The 19,535-nt window shown below is 69.2% G+C and carries 18 protein-coding genes and 1 tRNA gene; 15 read left to right on the top strand and 4 right to left on the bottom strand.

All coding sequences use genetic code 11. The features are described from left to right. Positions 1 to 30: 30 nt before the first annotated feature. From FN821_RS08680 to pyk, 7 genes are all read left to right on the top strand, one after another. On the top strand, positions 31 to 723 hold the full coding sequence (locus FN821_RS08680; protein ID WP_131172266.1) for a purine nucleoside phosphorylase YfiH/LACC1 family protein: 693 nt from the start codon (positions 31 to 33) through the stop codon (positions 721 to 723). An 84-nt stretch (positions 724 to 807) separates the two neighbouring features. Further along, positions 808 to 1,326: a cell division protein SepF gene (locus tag FN821_RS08675; RefSeq protein WP_131172267.1), complete on the top strand. Its 519-nt coding sequence runs from the start codon at positions 808 to 810 to the stop codon at positions 1,324 to 1,326. A 163-nt stretch (positions 1,327 to 1,489) separates the two neighbouring features. Then, entirely contained in the window at positions 1,490 to 2,641 is a 1,152-nt protein-coding gene (locus tag FN821_RS08670; protein ID WP_131172268.1) for a DivIVA domain-containing protein, read from the top strand. A 136-nt stretch (positions 2,642 to 2,777) separates the two neighbouring features. Continuing rightward, positions 2,778 to 3,194, top strand: coding sequence for a TraR/DksA family transcriptional regulator (locus tag FN821_RS08665; protein WP_131172269.1), 417 nt, complete (start codon positions 2,778 to 2,780; stop codon positions 3,192 to 3,194). Beyond that, positions 3,167 to 3,718 carry a signal peptidase II gene (locus tag FN821_RS08660; protein WP_241660179.1) on the top strand — a complete coding sequence of 184 codons (552 nt, stop codon included), beginning with the start codon at positions 3,167 to 3,169 and terminating at the stop codon, positions 3,716 to 3,718. Before FN821_RS08665 ends, FN821_RS08660 begins: the two co-directional genes overlap by 28 nt. Then, positions 3,715 to 4,629 carry an RluA family pseudouridine synthase gene (locus tag FN821_RS08655; RefSeq protein WP_131172270.1) on the top strand — a complete coding sequence of 305 codons (915 nt, stop codon included), beginning with the start codon at positions 3,715 to 3,717 and terminating at the stop codon, positions 4,627 to 4,629. Before FN821_RS08660 ends, FN821_RS08655 begins: the two co-directional genes overlap by 4 nt. Positions 4,630 to 4,650: 21 nt before the next feature. Further along, positions 4,651 to 6,084 carry a pyruvate kinase gene (gene pyk, locus FN821_RS08650; RefSeq protein ID WP_131172271.1) on the top strand — a complete coding sequence of 478 codons (1,434 nt, stop codon included), beginning with the start codon at positions 4,651 to 4,653 and terminating at the stop codon, positions 6,082 to 6,084. Positions 6,085 to 6,088: 4 nt separating this feature from the next. On the opposite strand, the gene FN821_RS08645 is transcribed toward pyk, so the two are convergent. After that, positions 6,089 to 6,171 (bottom strand) — tRNA-Leu (locus FN821_RS08645). 75 nt (positions 6,172 to 6,246) lie between these two features. On the opposite strand from FN821_RS08645, the gene FN821_RS08640 reads away from it, so the two are divergent. From FN821_RS08640 to FN821_RS08620, 5 genes are all read left to right on the top strand, one after another. After that, the gene (locus tag FN821_RS08640) at positions 6,247 to 6,885 is read left to right on the top strand and encodes an ANTAR domain-containing response regulator (protein WP_241660180.1); all 639 of its coding nucleotides are present in this window, start codon (positions 6,247 to 6,249) and stop codon (positions 6,883 to 6,885) included. A gap of 58 nt (positions 6,886 to 6,943) precedes the next feature. Beyond that, positions 6,944 to 9,643: a DNA polymerase I gene (gene polA, locus FN821_RS08635; protein ID WP_131172272.1), complete on the top strand. Its 2,700-nt coding sequence runs from the start codon at positions 6,944 to 6,946 to the stop codon at positions 9,641 to 9,643. A 7-nt stretch (positions 9,644 to 9,650) separates the two neighbouring features. Further along, positions 9,651 to 10,262 carry a class I SAM-dependent methyltransferase gene (locus FN821_RS08630; protein WP_131172273.1) on the top strand — a complete coding sequence of 204 codons (612 nt, stop codon included), beginning with the start codon at positions 9,651 to 9,653 and terminating at the stop codon, positions 10,260 to 10,262. Positions 10,263 to 10,327: 65 nt separating this feature from the next. Beyond that, a complete protein-coding gene (locus FN821_RS08625) occupies positions 10,328 to 10,894 on the top strand; it encodes a TetR/AcrR family transcriptional regulator (RefSeq protein ID WP_131172274.1) in 567 nt (188 codons plus the stop codon). Next, positions 10,891 to 12,099: an alpha/beta hydrolase family protein gene (locus tag FN821_RS08620; RefSeq protein ID WP_131172275.1), complete on the top strand. Its 1,209-nt coding sequence runs from the start codon at positions 10,891 to 10,893 to the stop codon at positions 12,097 to 12,099. The genes FN821_RS08625 and FN821_RS08620 overlap by 4 nt, the downstream gene beginning before the upstream one ends. A 9-nt stretch (positions 12,100 to 12,108) precedes the next feature. On the opposite strand, the gene FN821_RS08615 is transcribed toward FN821_RS08620, so the two are convergent. After that, entirely contained in the window at positions 12,109 to 12,327 is a 219-nt protein-coding gene (locus FN821_RS08615; RefSeq protein WP_131172276.1) for a hypothetical protein, read from the bottom strand. A gap of 124 nt (positions 12,328 to 12,451) precedes the next feature. Next, positions 12,452 to 13,027, bottom strand: a complete 576-nt coding sequence (locus FN821_RS08610; protein ID WP_131172277.1) for a CG0192-related protein — start codon at positions 13,025 to 13,027, stop codon at positions 12,452 to 12,454. A 186-nt stretch (positions 13,028 to 13,213) separates the two neighbouring features. Here FN821_RS08610 and rpsA point away from each other — a divergent pair, with 186 nt between their 5' ends. Then, positions 13,214 to 14,671: a 30S ribosomal protein S1 gene (rpsA, locus tag FN821_RS08605; protein ID WP_131172278.1), complete on the top strand. Its 1,458-nt coding sequence runs from the start codon at positions 13,214 to 13,216 to the stop codon at positions 14,669 to 14,671. Between the two features lie 79 nt (positions 14,672 to 14,750). Continuing rightward, complete coding sequence (gene coaE / locus FN821_RS08600) at positions 14,751 to 15,359, top strand: dephospho-CoA kinase (protein WP_206662061.1); 609 nt, start codon at positions 14,751 to 14,753, stop codon at positions 15,357 to 15,359. Here the strand turns inward: coaE and FN821_RS08595 are convergent. Then, complete coding sequence (locus FN821_RS08595) at positions 15,346 to 17,190, bottom strand: M48 family metallopeptidase (protein ID WP_131172279.1); 1,845 nt, start codon at positions 17,188 to 17,190, stop codon at positions 15,346 to 15,348. The two genes, coaE and FN821_RS08595, sit on opposite strands and share 14 nt — an antisense overlap. A gap of 126 nt (positions 17,191 to 17,316) precedes the next feature. On the opposite strand from FN821_RS08595, the gene uvrB reads away from it, so the two are divergent. Continuing rightward, entirely contained in the window at positions 17,317 to 19,401 is a 2,085-nt protein-coding gene (uvrB, locus tag FN821_RS08590) for an excinuclease ABC subunit UvrB (RefSeq protein ID WP_277751021.1), read from the top strand. Positions 19,402 to 19,535 lie beyond the last annotated feature (134 nt).

The following is a 19,535-nucleotide window of genomic DNA, read 5'->3' as shown; positions in this document are numbered from 1 at the left end:
TGGATGTGCCCGACTTCCTGAAGTAGGGCCGTGTTCCACTCCTTCCGCGACCCCGGCGCCGATGGCGTCGGGGTCGCGTTCACGTCCAGCGCGGTCAACCTGTCGGACGCCCAGCCGCCCGTCGAGCGGGCTGCGGCCCTCGCCGCCGTCGCGGACGCCGTGGGCGCGGCCATCTGCGTCGTCGCCCAGGTCCACGGCGCCCGGGTCCAGGACGTCTCCGGTTCCGACCACCCGCTGCTCGACCTGACCGCTCACCAGGCCGACGCGTTGGTGAGCGATCAGCGGGGGCTGGCACTCGCCGTCCGCGTCGCCGACTGCGTGCCGATCCTGTTCGCCGATCCGGCCGCGGGCCTGATCGGTGCGGCCCACGCCGGCCGCGGCGGCGTCCTGCTGGGGGTCGCCCGAGCGACGGTGGACGCCCTGGCGGCCAAGGGTTCGGGTGAGTTGTCCGCCTGGATCGGTCCGCACATCTGTGCCCGCTGCTACGAGGTGCCGGCGCCGATGGCGTCCGACTTCGCCGACGTCACCGGGGTGGCGCCCAGCGTCACGCGCTGGGGCACACCAGGCATCGATCTGGGCGGCGCCCTCCGGCGCCAATTGGACGCCGCCGGCGTCCGCTGGGTGGCGGACGAAGCCTGCACCATGCACGATTCCGGCCTGCACTCCTACCGCCGCGACGGCGCCGCCGCCGGACGCTTCGCGGGCCTGGTTTGGCTGGGCTAATGCCTGCTCGTGACGGGCGCGCCGCACGGTCTGCCCGGAGGTGCCGAGGTACTGTGTCGGTGACTTCGAAGCGGAGGACGTGTGATGGCTGATGGATTGAAGAAGGCCGCCGTATGGCTGGGCCTCATGTCCGACAACCGGTATGCCGGCGACGAGGTGTCGCAGGAGATCACGCAAGTCGTCGATCAGCAGCACGCAGAGCGCGAGGTCGTCGTCCGCGAGCGCAGGCCGCGGCCGGAGGCGTCCGTGACCGACCTCGACAGCCGCCGCGCCACGCCCACGCTGGCCGCCGTCACCGTGACCGACCCGGAGCCTCGCCCCATGGACTTCAACCGCATCGTCACGATCCAGCCCCGCACCTACAACGAGGCCCGCACGATCGGCGAACACTTCATCGACGGCGCCCCCGTGATCATGAACGTCTCCGAGATGGAGGACGCAGACGCCAAGCGTCTCGTCGACTTCGCGGCGGGCCTGACGTTCGGGCTGCGCGGCACCATCGAGCGGGTCACGTCGAAGGTCTTCTTGCTCTCGCCGAACAACGTGAGCGTGACCGCAGAGGACCGCCAGCGTCTGGCGGGTGGCTTCTTCAACCAAAGCTAGGTCAAGCGGGAGTCGAGGGTCGTTCGACCAGGGGTCCAAAGCGGGCCCCTTCGCTTGGCGCGTTCGGCGCCGGGCGGCTAGCCTGAAACACCGTGGGCGCCGCTCCGTGGCGTTCGTTGAACCACCGAGTCGTTGAACACGACCCAACTCGTGAGGTGAACGTATGACCCTGACCATCGAGCAGGTGCGCGACTGCAAGTTCCACCTGGCCCGGCGCAACGGCTATGAGCCGGTCGATGTCGACAACTTCGTCGACAAGGTTGAGGAGACCCTGATCGCCCTCAACGAGGAGATCGGCACCCTCAAGCGTCAGGTTGGCTCGGGCGGAACTGCGGCTGTCAGCGGTGAGGCTGACGATCACTTCGCGCGTCTGATCGCGGATCGTGACGGCGAGATCGAGCGCCAGCGGGCCGAGATCGCTGCCTTCCGTCAGGAGGCCGACGCCCAGCGCGGCGAGGCCGAGCGTCTGCGTTCCGAGTTGGCTGCCGCGCACAGCGGCGAGTCGGACGACGTCTCCAAGCTTCGCGCCGAGCTCGAGGCGAAGCAGGCCGAACTGGCCCGCGTCCAGGCTGAGCTTGAGGCGCACCGCAGCCACCTCGACGGTCTCCGTGGCGAGATCCAGAGCCGCGACGAGCAGCTGTCCGGCCTCAAGCGGCAGCTCGAGGACGCTTCCACGGTGGTCAGCAGCGGCGACGGCAAGGTCGAGCGCCTCGTCTTGACCGCGGCTCCCGAGGCGTCGTCCGCCGTGACGCGCCTGCTGGAGATGGCGACCACTCAAGCGGACGCCCTGGTGAGCGGCGCGCAGAGCGAGGCCGAGCGCCGCCTCTCCGAGGCGCAGGTGCACGCGGAGCGCACGCGGGCCGAGGCTGAGGCGCACGCCCAGCGGGTCAAGGCTGAGGCCGAGACGCTGGCCGAGCGGGCGAAGAACGAGGCGCTGGGCGCTGCCACGCGCACGCGCAACGACGCCGCAGCCGAGGCCCACCGCCTGACGTCCGAGGCGCAGGCCAAGCGCGAGCGCCTCGAGGTCGAGCACTCCGAGCGCAAGGCCGTCCTCGACAAGGAGTTCGCGGATCGTCGCGATCAGCTCATCGGCACGTTGGAGTCGGAGCACGGTCAGCTGGCCGCCCGGGTTGCGCACCTGCGCGACTACGAGAAGAACTTCCGAGACTCCTTCACGGCCCACCTGAACTCGCATATCGAGCGCATCGGCAAGGCGGAGTTGGCTCCCGCCGACGAGCCCGAGTTGCTCAAGATGGGCCCGGTTGCGACGCACACGCCGCAGCTCGACAAGCTGCTCAACCCCGAAGAGCAGTAGGCGAAACACGCTCGTTGAAACACTGCGGCGGCCCGGGATCGATGATCCCGGGCCGCCGTGTTGCCACGTCGTCCAGGCGTCGGTTTCAGGTGGTACGCTCAGCGGCCACACCCCATCCCACTGAGAGGTACGGGCCATGACCAAGGACGCGCGGACTCGGTTCGACATCCCGGTCGCCGAGGGCGAAGAGCCCTGGACGCAGGATGAGATCGACGAGGTCCACGAGGAACTGCTGTTCGAGATCGGCCGCATGGAACGCGCCATCAAGACGGCCGAGGCCACCATGGCGAGCCTCTTCGACGAGGGCACCGAGGGCGCCGGACGCGACCCGGCCGACGTCGGCTCGACCAACTTCGAGCGCGACCAGGAGATGTCTCTCGTCCAGAACGCCAAGGACATGCTCGACCAGGCGCAGTCAGCGCTGCATCGCTTCGAGACCGGACGCTACGGCGTGTGCGAGTCGTGCGGCGAGCCTATCGGCAAGGACCGCCTGCAGGTGTTCCCGCGCGCGACCATGTGCCTGCCGTGCAAGCAGCGGGAGGAACGGCGATAGTCGTCAACACCGCTCCGGGACGCCGTTCCGTCCGTCTGCTCAGCCTGGCGTACGCGATCGGGGTGCTCGGCCTCATCGCCGACTACGCCGCCAAGACGGCCGCCCTGACGTTCCTGGACCCGCTGCAGCCCCCGAAGCTCCTCGGGGGCTTCGTCACGCTGCAACTGGTGCGTAACCCCGGCGCCGCCTTCAGCATGGGCGAGAATTTCACCATCGTCCTGTCCTGCATCGCCGTCGCCGCGTTCGCCTTCGTGGGCGGCTACCTCATCCCTCGGGTGAAGCACGCCGGCTGGGCCGTCGCTGAAGGTTTCCTGCTGGCCGGGGTGGCCGGCAACCTCGCCGATCGGCTCTTCCGGGAGCCCGGCCCGATGCGGGGGCATGTGGTGGATTTCATCGAACTGCCCTACTTCGCCATCTTCAACGTGGCGGACATGTTCATCACCGCCGCTGCCGTCTTGATCATCTGGTTCGTTATGTTCGGGAAGGTCGGGCCCGAGGGCGGGTCCCTGGCTGACAAGTCGTGAGCGTCCAACTGGTTCCGGACGGGCTCGCCGGAGAGCGCGTGGACGCCGCGGCGTCCCGCATGACCGGTGTCAGCCGCAGCCGGATCGCCGAGCTGATCGAGAGCGGCGGCGTCCAGCTGAACGGTCGGGTCGTGACCAAGTCAGACAGGGTGGCGGCCGGTGACATGCTCGAGGTTGAACTGACGGAGCCCAAACTCGCCGAGGTGGTGCCGGCGTTCGTCGAGGGCATGCGGATCGTTCACGACGACGCCGACATCGTCGTCATCGACAAACCCGCGGGTGTTGCGGCGCACCCGTCGCTTGGCTGGGACGGACCCGACGTGCTCGCCCACCTGGCGGCCGCCGGCTTCCGCATCTCGACCTCGGGGGCGTCCGAGCGGCGGGGCATCGTCCAGCGCCTGGACGTCGGCACGTCGGGGCTGATGGTGGTCGCGAAGAGCGAGCCCGCCTACACCGCCCTGAAGCGTGCCTTCCGCGACCGGACGGTCGAGAAGGTCTACCACACGCTTGTCCAGGGCCACCCGGACCCCTTCAGCGGCACGATCGACGCCCCCATCGCGCGCCATCCGGGCCACGACTGGAAGATGGCGGTCATCGACGGTGGACGGCACTCGGTCACCCACTACGAGACGCTCGAAGCTTTTCGCTCGGCGACCCTGCTCGAGATCCACCTGGAAACCGGCCGGACGCATCAGATCCGCGTCCACCTGGCCGCGCTCAGGCATCCGGTCATCGGCGACCCGTTGTACGGGGCGAATCCGGTGTTGGCCGCAGAGCTGAACCTGGACCGTCAGTGGCTCCATGCGACGCGGCTGGGCTTCGTGCATCCCGGCACGGGGGAGTGGGCCGAGTTCTCATCGCCGTACCCGGAGGACCTGGCTCAGGCACTGGCGGTGATTCGGGCTCGCTAGCTCCTCGGCTAGGGTTTGCTCGTGCGTAAGGCAAAGATCGTTTGTACCCTCGGCCCGGCGACCGACGTCGAAGGCGGTGTCGAGGCGCTGGTGCGGGCCGGCATGAACGTGGCCCGCCTCAACATGAGTCACGGCTCCTACCCCGACCACCTCGCTCGCCTGCACCAGGTGCGCGAAGCGGCGAGCGTCGTGGGGCGCCCGGTCGGCACGTTCGCCGACCTGCAGGGGCCGAAGATCCGGCTGGAGACCTTCGCTGAAGGGCCGCAGTTGCTGAACCGGGGCGACCGCTTCACGATCACGACGCGTGAGGTCCCGGGCGACGTGACCTGCTGCGGCACCACGCTGAAGACGCTCACCGAGGACGTCCGTCCCGGCGACCAGATCCTGCTGGACGACGGCAAAGTCGAGCTCGTCGCGGTCGAGGTGACCGACACCGACGTGATCACCGAGGTCGTCGTCGGCGGACGCGTCAGCGACCACAAGGGCATCAACCTGCCGGGCGTCGCCGTCAGCGTGCCGGCGCTGTCCGAGAAGGACGCCGACGACCTGCGCTGGGCGTTGACTCACGGCATCGACATGGTCGCGCTGTCCTTCGTCAGGTCGGCCGCCGATATCGAGCCGGTCCACGCGATCATGGACGAGCTGGGCCGACGCGTCCCGGTCATCGCCAAGATCGAGAAGCCGCAGGCGATGGATCACCTGGAAGAGATCGTGGACGCCTTCGACGCCGTCATGGTGGCCCGCGGCGACCTCGGGGTCGAGCTGCCCCTGGAGGACGTCCCGAACGCGCAGAAGATCATCATCACGGCCGCCCGGCGGTGGGCAAAGCCGGTCATCGTCGCCACCCAGATGCTCGAGTCGATGATCACAACGCCGCGGCCGACGCGCGCGGAGGCGTCCGATGTCGCGAACGCGATACTGGACGGTGCGGACGCGGTCATGCTGTCCGGCGAGACCGCGGTGGGCGCCTACCCGAACGTGGCCGTGGAAACGATGTCGCGGATCATCAACAAGACCGAGTCGCTCGGCATCTCGAAGATCGCGCACCTGGACTGGAATCCGCACACGACGTCGGGCGTCATCGCCAAGGCGGCCATCGAGGTGGCCGAGCGGGTCGGCGCGAAGTACCTCGTCGCCTACACCAAGACCGGCGACACGACGCTGCGACTGTGCCGGATGCGGTCCGAGATCCAGGTGTGTTCGTTCAGCCCGGACCCGCGGACGAGCCAGCACATGACCCTGGCGTGGGGCGTCAAGTCCTGGACGACGCCGGAGTTCACCACGATCGACTCGATGGTCGCGCACATCCTGGACATGCTGCAGGAGGCGACCCTGGAGATCGAGGACCATCAGGAGCCCATGGTGGCGTCCGGCGACCAGATCGTGATCGTGGCGGGCAACCCGCGGCATTCGGCGGGGAAGACGAACTCGCTGCGTGTCGTGCAAGTTCCGTGATCTGTGCCGGAGAGGGGACTCGAACCCCTACAGCCTTTCAGCCAGTCGGGTTTGAGCCGACCGCGTCTACCATTCCGCCACCCCGGCAGGGCGGGACTATCCTGCCATAAGCGCCCGTCATCGATCGAACGGGGCGACGGCGCCCCGAGGGAAGAGGATGAAGTGAGTTCTGAGCACGTTGCTGGTCCGCGGGTCCTGGTCGCCGAGGACGAGGCGCTCATCCGACTGGACCTCGTTGAGCTGTTGCAGGGCGAGGGCTACGAGGTCGTCGGCCAGGCGGGCAACGGCGAGGAAGCCGTAAAATTGGCCCGCGAGCTGACCCCGGATCTCGTCGTCATGGACGTCAAGATGCCGCACATGGACGGCATCACGGCGGCGTCCATCATCGCGGAGGAGCGCATCGCCCCCGTGGTCATGCTGACGGCCTTCAGCCAGCGCGAGCTGATCGACCGGGCCCGCGAGGCGGGCGCGATGGCCTACGTGGTCAAGCCCTTCGACGCGTCCGACGTGGTGCCGGCCATCGAGCTGGCGATGGCCCGCTACGCCGAGATCCGGGCGGTCGAGGCCGAGGTGGAGGACCTGCACGAGCGGTTGGCGTCCCGCAAGGCCGTCGACCAGGCCAAGGGACTGCTGATGGAGGGGCTGGGGCTGTCGGAGCCCGAGGCCTTCCGCTGGATTCAGAAGACGGCCATGGACCTGCGCAAGTCGATGCGCGAGGTCGCCGAGGGCGTCATCGACCACAGCAACGCCGGGGCGCCCACGAAGAAGGGCAAGAAGAAGAGCGCGGATGCCGACGCCTGAGTCCCTGCGGCGAGGCTGCACGGACGTTCTTGTCGGAGGACGGCACTAGAGTCGCCGTGTGACCCAGACTCATGAGCCGTCCGAACGTCCACGGCTGCTGCTGATCGACGGCCACTCGGTCGCCTACCGAGCCTTTTATGCCCTGCCGGTCGACAACTTCTCGACCTCGACCGGGCAGCACACCAACGCGGTGTACGGGTTCACGGCGATGCTCATCAACGTGCTGCGCGACGAACAGCCGACCCACATCTGCGTCGCCTTCGACGTCTCGCGACAGACCTTCCGCTCCGAGCAATGGGACGGCTACAAGGCCAATCGAAGTAAGAGCCCCGACGAGTTCAAGGGCCAAGTCGACTTGGTCAAGGAGGTGCTGGACGCCCTCAACATCGTCCACCTGGAGCAGGACGGCTTCGAGGCCGACGACATCATCGCCACGCTCGCACGGCAGGCGTCCGCGGCGCAGTGGGAGACGCTGATCTGCACGGGCGACCGCGACTCGCTGCAACTGGTGAACGACTCGACGACCGTGCTGTACCCGCGCAAGGGTGTCTCGGATCTGTGGCGCTACACGCCCGCATCGGTCGAGGAGAAGTACGGCGTGCCGCCGCAGCGCTACCCGGAGCTGGCGGCCCTGGTGGGCGAGACCTCCGACAACCTGCCCGGCATTCCGGGCGTCGGCCCGAAGACCGCTGCCAAGTGGATCGCCACCTACGACGGCCTGGAGAACCTGCTGCGACAAGCGGACTCGGTCACGGGTAAGGCCGGAGAGGCGTTGCGCGAGCGTATCGAAGACGTGCGACGCAACCGGGTGCTGAACGAGCTCGTCGGCGACCTCGACCTGCCGAAGGGCCTGTCCGACTTCGAGCGGCGCGACTGGGACCGCGAGGCCGTGCACACCCTCTTCGACTCACTCGAGTTCCGGGTGTTGCGCGATCGGCTGATGGAGACCCTCCCGCAGAAGCAGCTGGAGCCCGAGGGTGGGCTCGACATCGACGGCGCCGTCCTCGCGCCCGGGCAGGTCGCCGGCTGGCTCGCCGAGCACGCGACGGGACTGGTCGGCGTCCAGGTGGGAGGTCGCTGGCGCGCCGGGACGGGTGACGTCCAGGGGCTGGCGCTCGCCTCCGCCGATGCGTCGGCGGCCTGGCTGGACGCGTCCGCGTTGACCCCCGCCGACGATGCGGCGCTCGCGTCCTGGCTGGCGGACCCGCGCGCGCCGAAGGCCATGCACGACGCGAAGGGGCCGCTGCTGGCGCTGTGGTCCCGAGGCTGGGATCTGCAGGGCCTCGTCGTGGATACCCAGCTGGCCGCCTACCTGTTGCGTCCTGACCAGCGGGTCTTCGACCTGGCCGACCTGACCGTGCGGCACCTCAAGCGCGAACTCGCGGCGGCGTCCAAGACCGAGAGCGCCGACAGCGACCAGCTGGCGCTGTTCGAAGAGGCGCCGGACGACTCCGGCGTCGACGCGATGATCCGGGCGAAGGCCGTCGTCGAGCTGGCCGAGACGCTGGCGTCCGAGCTGACCGCGCAGGGTGCGGGGGCGCTCCTTGTCGAGGTTGAGCAGCCCCTGCTGCGCACGCTGGCCACCATGGAGCGCACCGGCATCGCCGTTGACGAGGACTACCTGGACGAGCTCTACAAGACGTTCGACGGCCAGGTCCGGGCGGCCGAACAGGCCGCCTACGAGGTGCTCGGCAAGCAGATCAACCTCGGCTCACCGAAGCAGTTGCAGACCGTGCTCTTCGACGAACTGGGCATGCCCAAGACGCGCAAGACGCGCACGGGCTACACGACGGACGCCGACGCGCTCGACTCGCTCTATCTCAAGACGGGGCATCCGTTCCTGGAGCACCTGCTGCGGCACCGCGACCAGATCCGGCTGCGCCAGACGGTCGACGGGCTGCAGAAGTCCATCGCCGATGACGGCCGCATCCACACGACGTACGTGCAGACGATCGCGGCCACCGGACGCCTCAGCTCGACCGATCCCAACCTGCAGAACATCCCGATCCGGACGCCGGACGGCCGCCGCATCCGCGAGGCCTTCGTCGTGGGCGCGGGCTACGAGTCTCTGATGAGCGTGGACTACAGCCAGATCGAAATGCGGATCATGGCGCACGCGTCGGCCGACGAGGCGCTCATCGAGGCGTTCGGCTCGGGCCACGACTTCCACAGCGCCACCGCGGCCCGCGTGTTCGACGTCGACCCGTCCGACGTGACACCCGGGCAACGGGCCAAGGTCAAGGCGATGAACTACGGGCTCGCGTACGGGCTCAGCGCGTTCGGGCTGTCGGCCCAGCTCGGCATCCCGACATCCGAGGCGCGGGGGCTGATGGACGAGTACTTCGAGGTGTTCGGCAACTCGCGCGCCTACCTCGACGGCCTCGTCGCCCAGGCTCGGAAGACCGGCTATACCGAGACGCTGCTCGGGCGCCGCCGGTACCTACCCGATCTGACCTCCAGCAACCGGCAGCGTCGCGAGATGGCCGAGCGCATGGCCCTGAACGCCCCGATCCAAGGGTCGGCGGCCGACATCATCAAGGTGGCCATGCTCGACGTGGAGAAGGGGCTCGCCGAAGCCGGACTCGCCTCGCGCATGCTGTTGCAGGTCCACGACGAGCTGGTCTTCGAGGTGGCGCCGGGGGAGCGCGAGACGCTGGAGGCCCTGGTCCGCGACCGCATGGGGCACGCCATCGACCTCACGGTCCCGCTGGACGTCTCGGTGGGCGTCGGCCGCACCTGGCACGAGGCGGCGCACTGACCGGGTCATGACCGCCGAGGACGAGCAGCGGCGCCTCTGGAATCGGGCCGCCGGCGCGTACGACCGCGCGATGCAGCCGCTGGAGCGCCGGTGGCTGGGGCCGGAACGGACGCGCCTGCTGGCCCGCGCCCGCGGCCGCACCCTGGAGGCGGGCATCGGGACGGGCGTCAACCTGCCGCTCTACCCCGACACGGTCGAGCTGACCGGCGTCGACTCCAGCCCGGCGATGCTGGCGGTCGCCGGGCGGCGCGCCTCGGAGCTGGGCCGCGCCGCCGACCTGAGGCTCGGCGTCGCCGACAGCCTGGACGAGGCCGACGCCGCCCTCGACACGGTCGTGGCCACCCTACTGCTGTGCTCGGTCCCGGACGTGGCCCGCACGCTCGGCGAGTTCGCCCGGGTGCTGCGTCCGGGCGGGCGGTTGCTGCTGCTCGACCACGTCGAGTCGTCCTGGGCGCCGGTGCGCGGGGCCCAGCGCCTCGCGGACGCGATGACGGCCCACACCGGCGAGTGCTGGCGGCGGCGTCCGCTTCTCACGCTGGCGGCGTCCGGTTTCGTCGTCGAGGACGTCCGCGCGAGCCGGGGACGCCTCGTGGAAGCGGTGGTGGCCCGGCGGGCGTGAGCCGATGCGTGAAGGGGTGGCTTTAGTCCTGGACGGTTAGAGCCGTTTGGTTCTAGTCTGGGGCGATGGCCGCCGAACAGACCAAGCGCTCGATCTTGCTCGCCGCCGAGCGGGTGATCGCCGACAAGGGCTTCGGCAGCGCACGGGTGGACGAGATCGCGTCCGCCGCGGGGGTGTCGAAGTCGCACCTCTACTACCACTTCGACTCCAAGGACGAGCTCCTTCGGGCCCTCGTCAGCATGCGCGTGGGCGACCTCCTCGAGGCGAAGGCCCGTCTCCTCGCCGACCTCGGCCCTGCCCCGAGCGACCCCCGCACGTTCATCGAGCGCGCCGTCGCCGAGGTGATGGCGCCCCACCGGGACTTCCTGCGCATCCTGATCGTCGAGGGCATCAGCCGCCCGGACGCCACGGCGCCGGCCTGGTCCGCCGTCGAGTCGTTCCTGGACGACTCGGCCGCCCGGTACGCGGCGTCCGGCCGGGCGGTCGACGAGGCGCAACGCACCGCGCTGCTCTACTTCGCGTTCCTCCCCGCCGCCTTCCACGTCGCACTGGGGCGCGTGGCGGACGCCGACCTCGTGACCGGGCTCGTCGAGGTGCGTCGGCTCGTGCTGGGGCAGGGGGGCACCTCGTGAAGCGGGCGGACCTCGGCCGACGCGGCAACTACGGCGCCTTGTTCCGGAACGGAACCATGGACTTCCTGGCCGGCTGGCTGCTCGGCTGCAGCCAACTCGGAGGGCTGTCGCCCGGGGCCCTGCTCCACACCTTCGCGCGGATCACCGACGGCGACCCGCGCTCCTGGGTGGACGCCTTCGCTCGCGCCGCGGACGCCACCACAGCCCGGGCCGAGGCGGCCTCCGATCCCGTCGTCGCGGCGGGCGCCTGGCTGGCGGCGACAACGGCCGAGCGGGCCGCCTTGATGCTGCAGGACCCTCGGACGCCGAACGCGGAGGCCGCACGGGCGCGCGCAGCGGAGGCGTTCGAGGCGTTCCTGCGCTCGTCGGGGGTACCGCTGGAGCCATGGGCCATCCCGTTCGCGGGCGAATCTCTGCCCGGCTACGTCTCGACCGACCTGACCCGGACGCGGCCCCTGGTGGTCGTCGTCGGCGGCGGCGACACCTCGGCGGAGGACCTGTGGTTCCTGGGTGGCGGTGCCTTCATCGAGGCCGGCTACGCCGTTCTACTGGTGGACCTTCCAGGGCAGGGCTCGACGCCCGCCGACGGGTTGCACTTCGGGCCCGCGACCCTGGACGGCTTCTGGGCCGTCCTGGACGCCGTGCGAGGGCGCGGTTTCGGGGGCGACATCGTCCTGTGCGGCTGGAGCGGCGGCGGGTTCTTCACGACGAAGGCGGTCGAGGCGTCCCGTCCGTCCGACCGGATCGTCGCGCTGGTCGCCTCCACGCCGATCCACGACATCGGGTCGATGTTCGAGCGCGCCATGCCGGGCCTGGCCCGCCGAGCGCCCCGGGGGGTCCTCGCGGCCGCGGTCACGGCGTCCTCGCGGTTCAACCCGGTGCTGGCGGCGTCGCTGGCGAAGTACGACTGGCAGTTCGGGCCCCTCGGCATCGCCGGTGCGCTGGAGGCCTACGCGTCGATGACGGCCGTCGACCTGACGAAGGTGGACCTGCCGGTCCTGGCGCTCGTCGGGGACGGCGAGGACGCCGAACTCCACCGCCAGGCCGCGGACGTCGTCGCAGCCGGACGCCCGTCGTCACGCCTGATCACGTTCGATCACGCGTCGGGCGCGAGCGCGCACTGCCAACTCGGGAACCTCTCGTTGGCCCTCGCCGAGGCGACCGGTTGGCTGGCGACAGTCGCGCCGGCGTCCGGGGACCCGTGAGCAGGGACCTCAGTACAGGGACGCCAGCAGGCTCGTCCGCTCGACGCCGTCGAGGGTCCAGGCGCCCTCCAGGGTGCCCACCGCGACGCGCTTGTTCGTCGCGGGCGCGGGGTCGACGACCCGGTACAGCTTCATCTGGCCCGTGGAGTTCGAGACCAGGACGACGCCGCTGCCCCGCCAGGCCGCGGACGTCGTCGCAGCCGGACGCCCGTCGTCACGCCTGATCACGTTCGATCACGCGTCGGGCGCGAGCGCGCACTGCCAACTCGGGAACCTCTCGTTGGCCCTCGCCGAGGCGACCGGTTGGCTGGCGACAGTCGCGCCGGCGTCCGGGGACCCGTGAGCAGGGACCTCAGTACAGGGACGCCAGCAGGCTCGTCCGCTCGACGCCGTCGAGGGTCCAGGCGCCCTCCAGGGTGCCCACCGCGACGCGCTTGTTCGTCGCGGGCGCGGGGTCGACGACCCGGTACAGCTTCATCTGGCCCGTGGAGTTCGAGACCAGGACGACGCCGCTGCCCCGCACGGTCATCGACTTCGGGGCGCCGGTGTTCAGGTCGGCCTCGTCGTCGCCCTCGCGGATGACCCGCTGCAGTTCGTCGACGTAGACCGGGTCGCCGGTGCCGTCGTAGGCCCAGCGGTGCCCGAGCACCGAGTGCTCCATCTCGCCGACGAGGAACTCCTCGGCGCCGGCGAGCGGCTCCGACCGGTACGTGAGCGGCACCTGGTAGACCTGCCCGCCGGAGCGGACCAGCAGCGTCTCGATCCCCACCTCGCCGTAGGGGTCGACGAAGCGGAAGCCGGCGATGCGCTCGACGTCGGAGGCGTCCGTGCCCTTGAACCAGCCCTGCTTGGGCAGCCAGGCCGCCAGCAACTCCAACTTGCTCGGGATCAACGTCGCTTCCGGGTGAACCTCGGCGGTTCCGCTCATCGTCTGTCTCCTGTCGCTCGATGACCCCTTGAGGCTAGCCCAACCCGCAGGGCTTTTGACCCGATTCTGACCGAGGTCTAGGGTAGTCACTCGGTGTGGTCTGCCCGGACTCGGACGGAGCAGGACGGGCGAATCGTAGGCCGCGCCGCCCATCGAAACATCCACCAGTTATCGGAGCCCTACTACATGACCTCCTCTCCTGAGGCCGCTCAGGTCGCGGTCGACGACATCGGTTCTGCTGAAGATTTCGCAGCCGCCGTCGACTCAACAATCAAGTACTTCAATGACGGTGACATCGTCACCGGCACCGTGGTCAAGGTCGATCGTGACGAGGTTCTCCTCGACATCGGCTACAAGACCGAAGGCGTCATCCCCTCCAAGGAACTCTCCATCAAGCACGACGTCGATCCGTTCGACGTGGTCTCCGTCGGCGACGTTGTCGAGGCCCTCGTGCAGACCAAGGAGGACAAGGAGGGTCGTCTGATCCTGTCCAAGAAGCGCGCCCAGTACGAGCGCGCCTGGGGCACGATCGAGAAGGTCAAGGACTCCGACGGCGTCGTCACCGGCAAGGTCATCGAGGTCGTCAAGGGTGGCCTCATCGTCGACATCGGCCTGCGCGGCTTCCTGCCGGCATCCCTGGTCGAGATGCGTCGCGTCCGCGACCTCCAGCCCTACGTGGGCATGGAGCTCGAGGCCAAGATCATCGAGCTGGACAAGAACCGCAACAACGTCGTCCTCAGCCGCCGTGCGTGGCTCGAGCAGACGCAGTCCGAGGTTCGCCACAGCTTCCTCAACCAGCTGCAGAAGGGCCAGATCCGCAAGGGTGTCGTGTCCTCGATCGTCAACTTCGGCGCGTTCGTCGACCTGGGCGGCGTGGACGGCCTCGTGCACGTCTCCGAGCTGTCCTGGAAGCACATCGACCACCCGTCCGAGGTCGTCGAGGTGGGCCAGGAGGTCACCGTCGAGGTGCTGGACGTCGACATGGACCGCGAGCGCGTCTCGCTGTCGCTGAAGGCGACCCAGGAGGATCCGTGGCAGACCTTCGCCCGGACCCACGCCATCGGGCAGATCGTCCCCGGCAAGGTCACCAAGCTCGTTCCCTTCGGCGCGTTCGTCCGCGTCGAGGAGGGCATCGAGGGCCTGGTGCACGTGTCCGAGCTGGCCGAGCGTCACGTCGAGATCCCCGAGCAGGTCGTCAGCGTCAACGACGATGTCATGGTCAAGATCATCGACATCGACCTCGAGCGTCGCCGCATCTCGCTGAGCCTCAAGCAGGCCAACGAGGGTGTCGACATCGCGGCCGACGACTTCGATCCGTCCCTGTACGGCATGACGGCGTCCTACGACGACCAGGGCAACTACATCTACCCCGAGGGCTTCGATCCCGATACCCAGGAGTGGAAGCCCGGCTACGAGGAGCAGCAGCGCGCCTGGGAGCAGCAGTACGCCGAGGCTCAGGCCCGGTGGGAGGCGCACAAGCGCCAGATCACCGAGGCCCAGGAGGCCCACACCGAGGCGCTCGTCGCCGAGGCCAACCAGGCGTCCTACAGCGCGGGTGCGTCCGAGGCTCCGGCCGAGGGCTCGCTGGCGTCCGACGAGGCCCTGCAGGCCTTGCGTGAGAAGCTGACCGGCGGCGCCAACTGAGCACGGCGTCCGGTTGAACCGAAGGTGCCCCCGTCTAGCAGGACGGGGGCACCTTTGCTTTCTCGGTAGATTGCCGGTCATGAGCGTGCGGAGGATCGGGCTGACAGGCGGGATCGCATCCGGCAAGTCGGCCGTCGCCGAGTTGCTGCGCGCCAAGGGTGCCGTCATCGTGGACGCCGACGTGCTGGCCCGCGAGGTGGTCGAGCCGGGAACGCCCGGGCTGGCCGCGATCGTCGACCGCTTCGGGCGCGGCGTCCTGCTGCCCGACGGACGCCTTGATCGCGCTCGGCTCGGTCAGCTCGTCTTCTCGGACGCCGACGCGCGAGCCGACCTGAACGCCATCGTTCATCCGGCCGTGCGGAGGCGAGCCGCCGAGGTTGAGTCGGACGCTCCGGCAGGGTCGGTCGTCGTCCACGCTATCCCGCTGCTCGTCGAGACCGGACAGGCGGCGTCCTTCGACCTGGTGGTCGTGGTGGACGTCGACCCGACGATCCAGGTGGACCGACTCCGGGCCCGCAATGGCTTGTCGCGGGCGGACGCCGAGGCGCGGCTGGCCGCGCAGGCGTCCCGAGAAGAACGCCTCCGGGCCGCCCATGTGGTCATCGACAACTCGGGGAATAGGGACGCGCTTGAGGCCCAGGTGGACGAACTCTGGCGCCGCCTGAACCGGCCCTTCAGAAGGTCCTGACGGGGGCGAGGAGGGAGCCGAGGGCCTCCATCCCCACGTCGACTCCCTGCGTGTCGTCGGTGACCCGTACCTCCATCGGCGTCCCATCCTTGAGGGTCAAGGTCGCGACCTTGATGAGCTTGCCTTTCAGGCCGAAGCTGACGATGTCCTCAAGCGGGATCCACCGGGCACGGTCAACGGCTTTGACTTGGGCGACGGGCAGGTCCAGCAGCGCGGAGAGGCGGTCGAGCTCCGAGAGCTGGCTCTGACCGAAGGCGGACGCGACGCGGTCACGCTCCACGGGCAACAGCAGGAGCCCGTCGCCGAACACCACGAGATGCCGTAGGCCTTCGCCCAGCCCCCTGACGTGGGTGACCACCCCGTGGATGGTGTGGTCTGCCAGATCACGGCCGGTTCCGGGAGCTTTCCCCAGGTCGACGCCCTGGGCGAGGAGCCAGTCCCTGAGGGCGCGAACCGACGCCGGCAGCGCGTCCGGGAGTTGCTTGCGCAAGTCGAGCGGCTCGCCAGTGGCGTCGACCAGGGGCGCGTCGGTCGTCCAGGACAACTGGTAGCGCGCGCGTCCAGACTCGAGCAGCGAGCACGCAGCCGCGTTCTCCAGCACATCGCGGGCGATCTCGGGCGGTGTGCGCGGCGTCGGCTCGCCCTCGTCGGCGCCAGCAAAGAGGCCCTCGAACTCCTGGGGACGATTCGCGGCGGCGTCCAGGATGTCTCCTAACGTCCCGCTCGACGCGAGCCCCGTCCTTCTGAGTTCATCGATGAGGCGCTGGAAGCGGCGTGCGGTCTCGTTCAGAATGCCGCGCTGGACGACATCGTCCCAGGTGGTCAGCGGTAGGGGGTCGTCGGCCAGCAGGGCGGGCTCAAGGGCGCCCAGCGCCTCGCGCCCTCCGGACAGCAACGTCCAGGCTGGCGTCTGGTCCGCCTCGACGGCATTCGGCGCCAATGCTTCGAGTGCGGCGACCCGGCTGCCCAGTGGCGGATGGGTGTCCCACCAGTCGGTGGTCCTGTCGGCGAGGTACTCCGTCGTCGCCGCAGCGAGTGGGGCTGCGTTTTCCGCCAGCAGGTGGTCGAGGCCGTCGACCAGCGATGCCCGCGACTTGGCGGGCTCGAACAGCGGCGCGTACTGCTCCAGCAAGGCGGACCAGCCGAGGTCCACGGTGGCTAGGCGCCGCAGTGCGGACGCCAAGGCCGTGGGTCCGGCGTAGCGCGCGGACGCCTCGTCCGCTGCCCGCTCGCGAGCGCGGTCGTCGGCCGCGAACACGGTGGTGAGCAGCCGCAAATAGAGCCACAGGACCGGACGCAGCAGAAAGCCGCTGCGCTGGTAGGCCCTGACGGCCGTGCGGCGCAGGGGCGCGCTATTTCGTGACTGCTCGGTGTCGCCGCCTGCGAAGTGTCCAAGCTCATGGGCGAGCACTGCGCCGAGCTGGGCCACGGAGAAGGTGGACAGCACGGGGAGCCCGAGCATCAGCTCGCGAGCGCCCGCGTCCTCGGCCACGGCCGCGGTCACGCCCCCGACGACCACGATTCGCTCTGGTGCCGCCGTGCCGACGGCCTGGGCGACCTTGTCGACCTCGGCCCACAGGGCTGGATGCTCAGCACGCGTCAGTTCGGGTCCTTCGGCCCGCTCGGGCTGGAGGCGCAGGACGTCGCGGAGGCCGAAGCCGATGGCGAAAAGGATCATCGCGACCGCGCCCCCGATGATCCGGAAGGGCCAGCTTCCGGTGGTGCCTAGGGCTTGACCGATACTCCAGACAAGTAGCCCGATCAGCGCCAAGATGAGGACGACGAAAGCGACGAGAAGCCACGTGTGGGCTCCCGAACGGCGCGGACGCATGGTGACTCCCTGAAGTCGGTTGCCTCCCACGCTAGAGAAGGGCCGGTCGCGCCGCTGGGGGATAGCGAAGGTGCTGGCGGGCGTCCGCGATCAAAAGTGTCAGTGGCCCGACCTAAGCTGGCGGCCATGCGCGCGGTGACTGATATTCAACGGCGGTTGGCCCCCTTCGAGGTGCACGCCGACTTCGTCCCGGCCGGCGATCAGCCGGCCGCGATCGATGAGTTGGAGCGCCGCATTAGGGCAGGGGAACAAGACGTCGTCCTACTGGGTGCCACCGGCACCGGCAAGACGGCAACGATCGCCTGGCTGGCCGAGCGGCTGCAGCGCCCGATGCTGGTGATGCAGCCCAACAAGACCCTGGCCGCGCAGTTCGCCAACGAGCTGAGGCAGTTCTTCCCCGACAACGCCGTCGAGTACTTCGTCAGCTACTACGACTATTACCAGCCGGAGGCGTACGTCCCGCAGACGGACACCTACATCGAGAAGGACTCGTCGCTCAACGAGGAGGTCGAGCGGCTGCGGCACAGTGCCACGAACTCGCTGCTGACCAGGCGCGACGTCATCGTGGTCGCCACGGTGTCGGCCATCTACGGCCTCGGGACGCCCCAGGAGTACGTCGACCGGATGGTCCGGTTGCGGGTGGGGGAGGAGCACGACCGGGACGCCCTGCTGCGTCGGCTGGTCGATATTCAGTACGTCCGCAACGACCTGGCGGCGTCCCGAGGCACGTTCCGGGTCCGCGGTGACACGCTCGAGGTCTTCCCGATGTACGAGGAGCACGCGGTCCGCGTCGAGTTCTTCGGCGACGACATCGAGGCTCTCTCCACGATGCATCCGGTGACGGGGGAGGTCTTGAGCGAGGACTCCGAGGTCTACGTGTTCCCGGCGTCCCATTACGTCGCGGGCCCCCAGCGCATGGAGAAGGCGATCGGTGGCATCGAGGCCGAGTTGGACCTGCGGCTGGCCGAGCTCGAGGGGCAGAACAAGCTGCTGGAGGCCCAGCGGCTGCGGATGCGCACGGGCTACGACATCGAGATGATGCGCCAGATCGGCACGTGCTCCGGCATCGAGAACTACAGCCGCCACATCGACGGACGTGGGCCCGGAACGCCGCCCAACTGTCTGCTCGACTACTTCCCGGAGGACTTTGTCCTCGTGGTGGACGAGTCGCACGTCAGCGTCCCGCAGATCGGCGGCATGTACGAGGGCGACATGTCGCGGAAGCGCACCTTGGTGGACTTTGGCTTCCGGCTGCCATCCGCCATGGACAACAGGCCGCTGCGCTTTGAGGAGTTCACCGAGCGCATCGGGCAGACCGTGTATCTGTCGGCGACGCCAGGGCAGTACGAGCTGGCGAAGTCAGACGGCTTCGTTGAGCAGGTGATTCGTCCGACCGGGCTCGTCGATCCGCAGATCGTGCTCAAGCCCACGAAGGGGCAGATCGACGACCTGATGGGCGAGATCAAGGCGCGGGTCGAGCGCAACGAGCGCGTCCTGGTCACCACGCTGACCAAGAAGATGTCGGAGGACCTGACCGACTACCTCATGGAGAACGGCATCCGCACGCGGTACCTACACTCCGAGGTCGACACCCTGCGGCGCATCGAGTTGCTCCGCGAGCTCCGGCTCGGCGAATTCGACGTGCTCGTCGGCATCAACCTGCTGCGCGAGGGCCTCGACCTGCCCGAGGTCTCGCTGGTGTCGATCCTGGACGCCGACAAGGAGGGCTTCCTGCGTTCCGAGCGGTCGCTGATCCAGACCATCGGGCGCGCGGCGCGCAACGTCGCGGGCGAGGTGCACATGTACGCCGACAAGATCACCCCGTCGATGGCGGCGGCCATCGACGAGACGAACCGACGGCGCGACAAGCAGATCGCCTACAACACCGAGCACGGCATCGATCCGCAGCCGCTGCGCAAGAAGATCGCCGACATCACCGACATGCTCGCCCGCGAGGACGCCGACACGGAGAAGCTCGTCGCGAAGGCGGGCGGCGGACGGAAGGGCTCGCCGGTGCCGGTGCTGGGGTCCAAGGCCGACCGCGACCTCGGTGCACTGCCCACGTCCGAGTTGGCGTCCCTGGTGACCGACCTGACCGCCCAGATGCACGAGGCGGCCAAGAGCCTCGAGTTCGAGCTGGCGGCGCGCCTGCGGGACGAGATCGTCGAGCTGAAGAAGATGCTCCGGCAGATGGTGGAAGCGACGAAGTAGGGCACTTCCGCTGATGCCGTTGTGGCGGAGGCGGCGCTAGGAGCCTGCTGAACAAGGCGTCTATCTGACGGCGGGTTGGTCGTGGGTGGCGGGTGGGTCGCCGTCGCGGCTGTCGAGCGGCGAGGGTGAGTCAG

Origin of the sequence: Propioniciclava tarda (genome assembly GCF_900182665.1) — a bacterium.
GTDB classification, from domain to species: Bacteria; Actinomycetota; Actinomycetes; order Propionibacteriales; family Propionibacteriaceae; genus Propioniciclava; species Propioniciclava tarda.
The sequence above is the reverse complement of the archived record's forward strand: the minus strand, read 5'-3'. Positions and strand labels throughout refer to the sequence as shown.

What these genes read in the sequence shown, in the direction of transcription:
- FN821_RS08595 (WP_131172279.1), bottom strand. Translation starts at nt 17,190, where the DNA reads ATGCGTCCGCGCCGTTCGGGAGCCCACACGTGGCTTCTCGTCGCTTTC.
- FN821_RS08675 (WP_131172267.1), top strand. Translation starts at nt 808, where the DNA reads ATGGCTGATGGATTGAAGAAGGCCGCCGTATGGCTGGGCCTCATGTCC.
- FN821_RS08630 (WP_131172273.1), top strand. Translation starts at nt 9,651, where the DNA reads ATGACCGCCGAGGACGAGCAGCGGCGCCTCTGGAATCGGGCCGCCGGC.
- uvrB (WP_277751021.1), top strand. Translation starts at nt 17,317, where the DNA reads ATGCGCGCGGTGACTGATATTCAACGGCGGTTGGCCCCCTTCGAGGTG.
- rpsA (WP_131172278.1), top strand. Translation starts at nt 13,214, where the DNA reads ATGACCTCCTCTCCTGAGGCCGCTCAGGTCGCGGTCGACGACATCGGT.
- FN821_RS08665 (WP_131172269.1), top strand. Translation starts at nt 2,778, where the DNA reads ATGACCAAGGACGCGCGGACTCGGTTCGACATCCCGGTCGCCGAGGGC.
- FN821_RS08610 (WP_131172277.1), bottom strand. Translation starts at nt 13,027, where the DNA reads ATGAGCGGAACCGCCGAGGTTCACCCGGAAGCGACGTTGATCCCGAGC.
- FN821_RS08670 (WP_131172268.1), top strand. Translation starts at nt 1,490, where the DNA reads ATGACCCTGACCATCGAGCAGGTGCGCGACTGCAAGTTCCACCTGGCC.
- coaE (WP_206662061.1), top strand. Translation starts at nt 14,751, where the DNA reads ATGAGCGTGCGGAGGATCGGGCTGACAGGCGGGATCGCATCCGGCAAG.
- FN821_RS08625 (WP_131172274.1), top strand. Translation starts at nt 10,328, where the DNA reads ATGGCCGCCGAACAGACCAAGCGCTCGATCTTGCTCGCCGCCGAGCGG.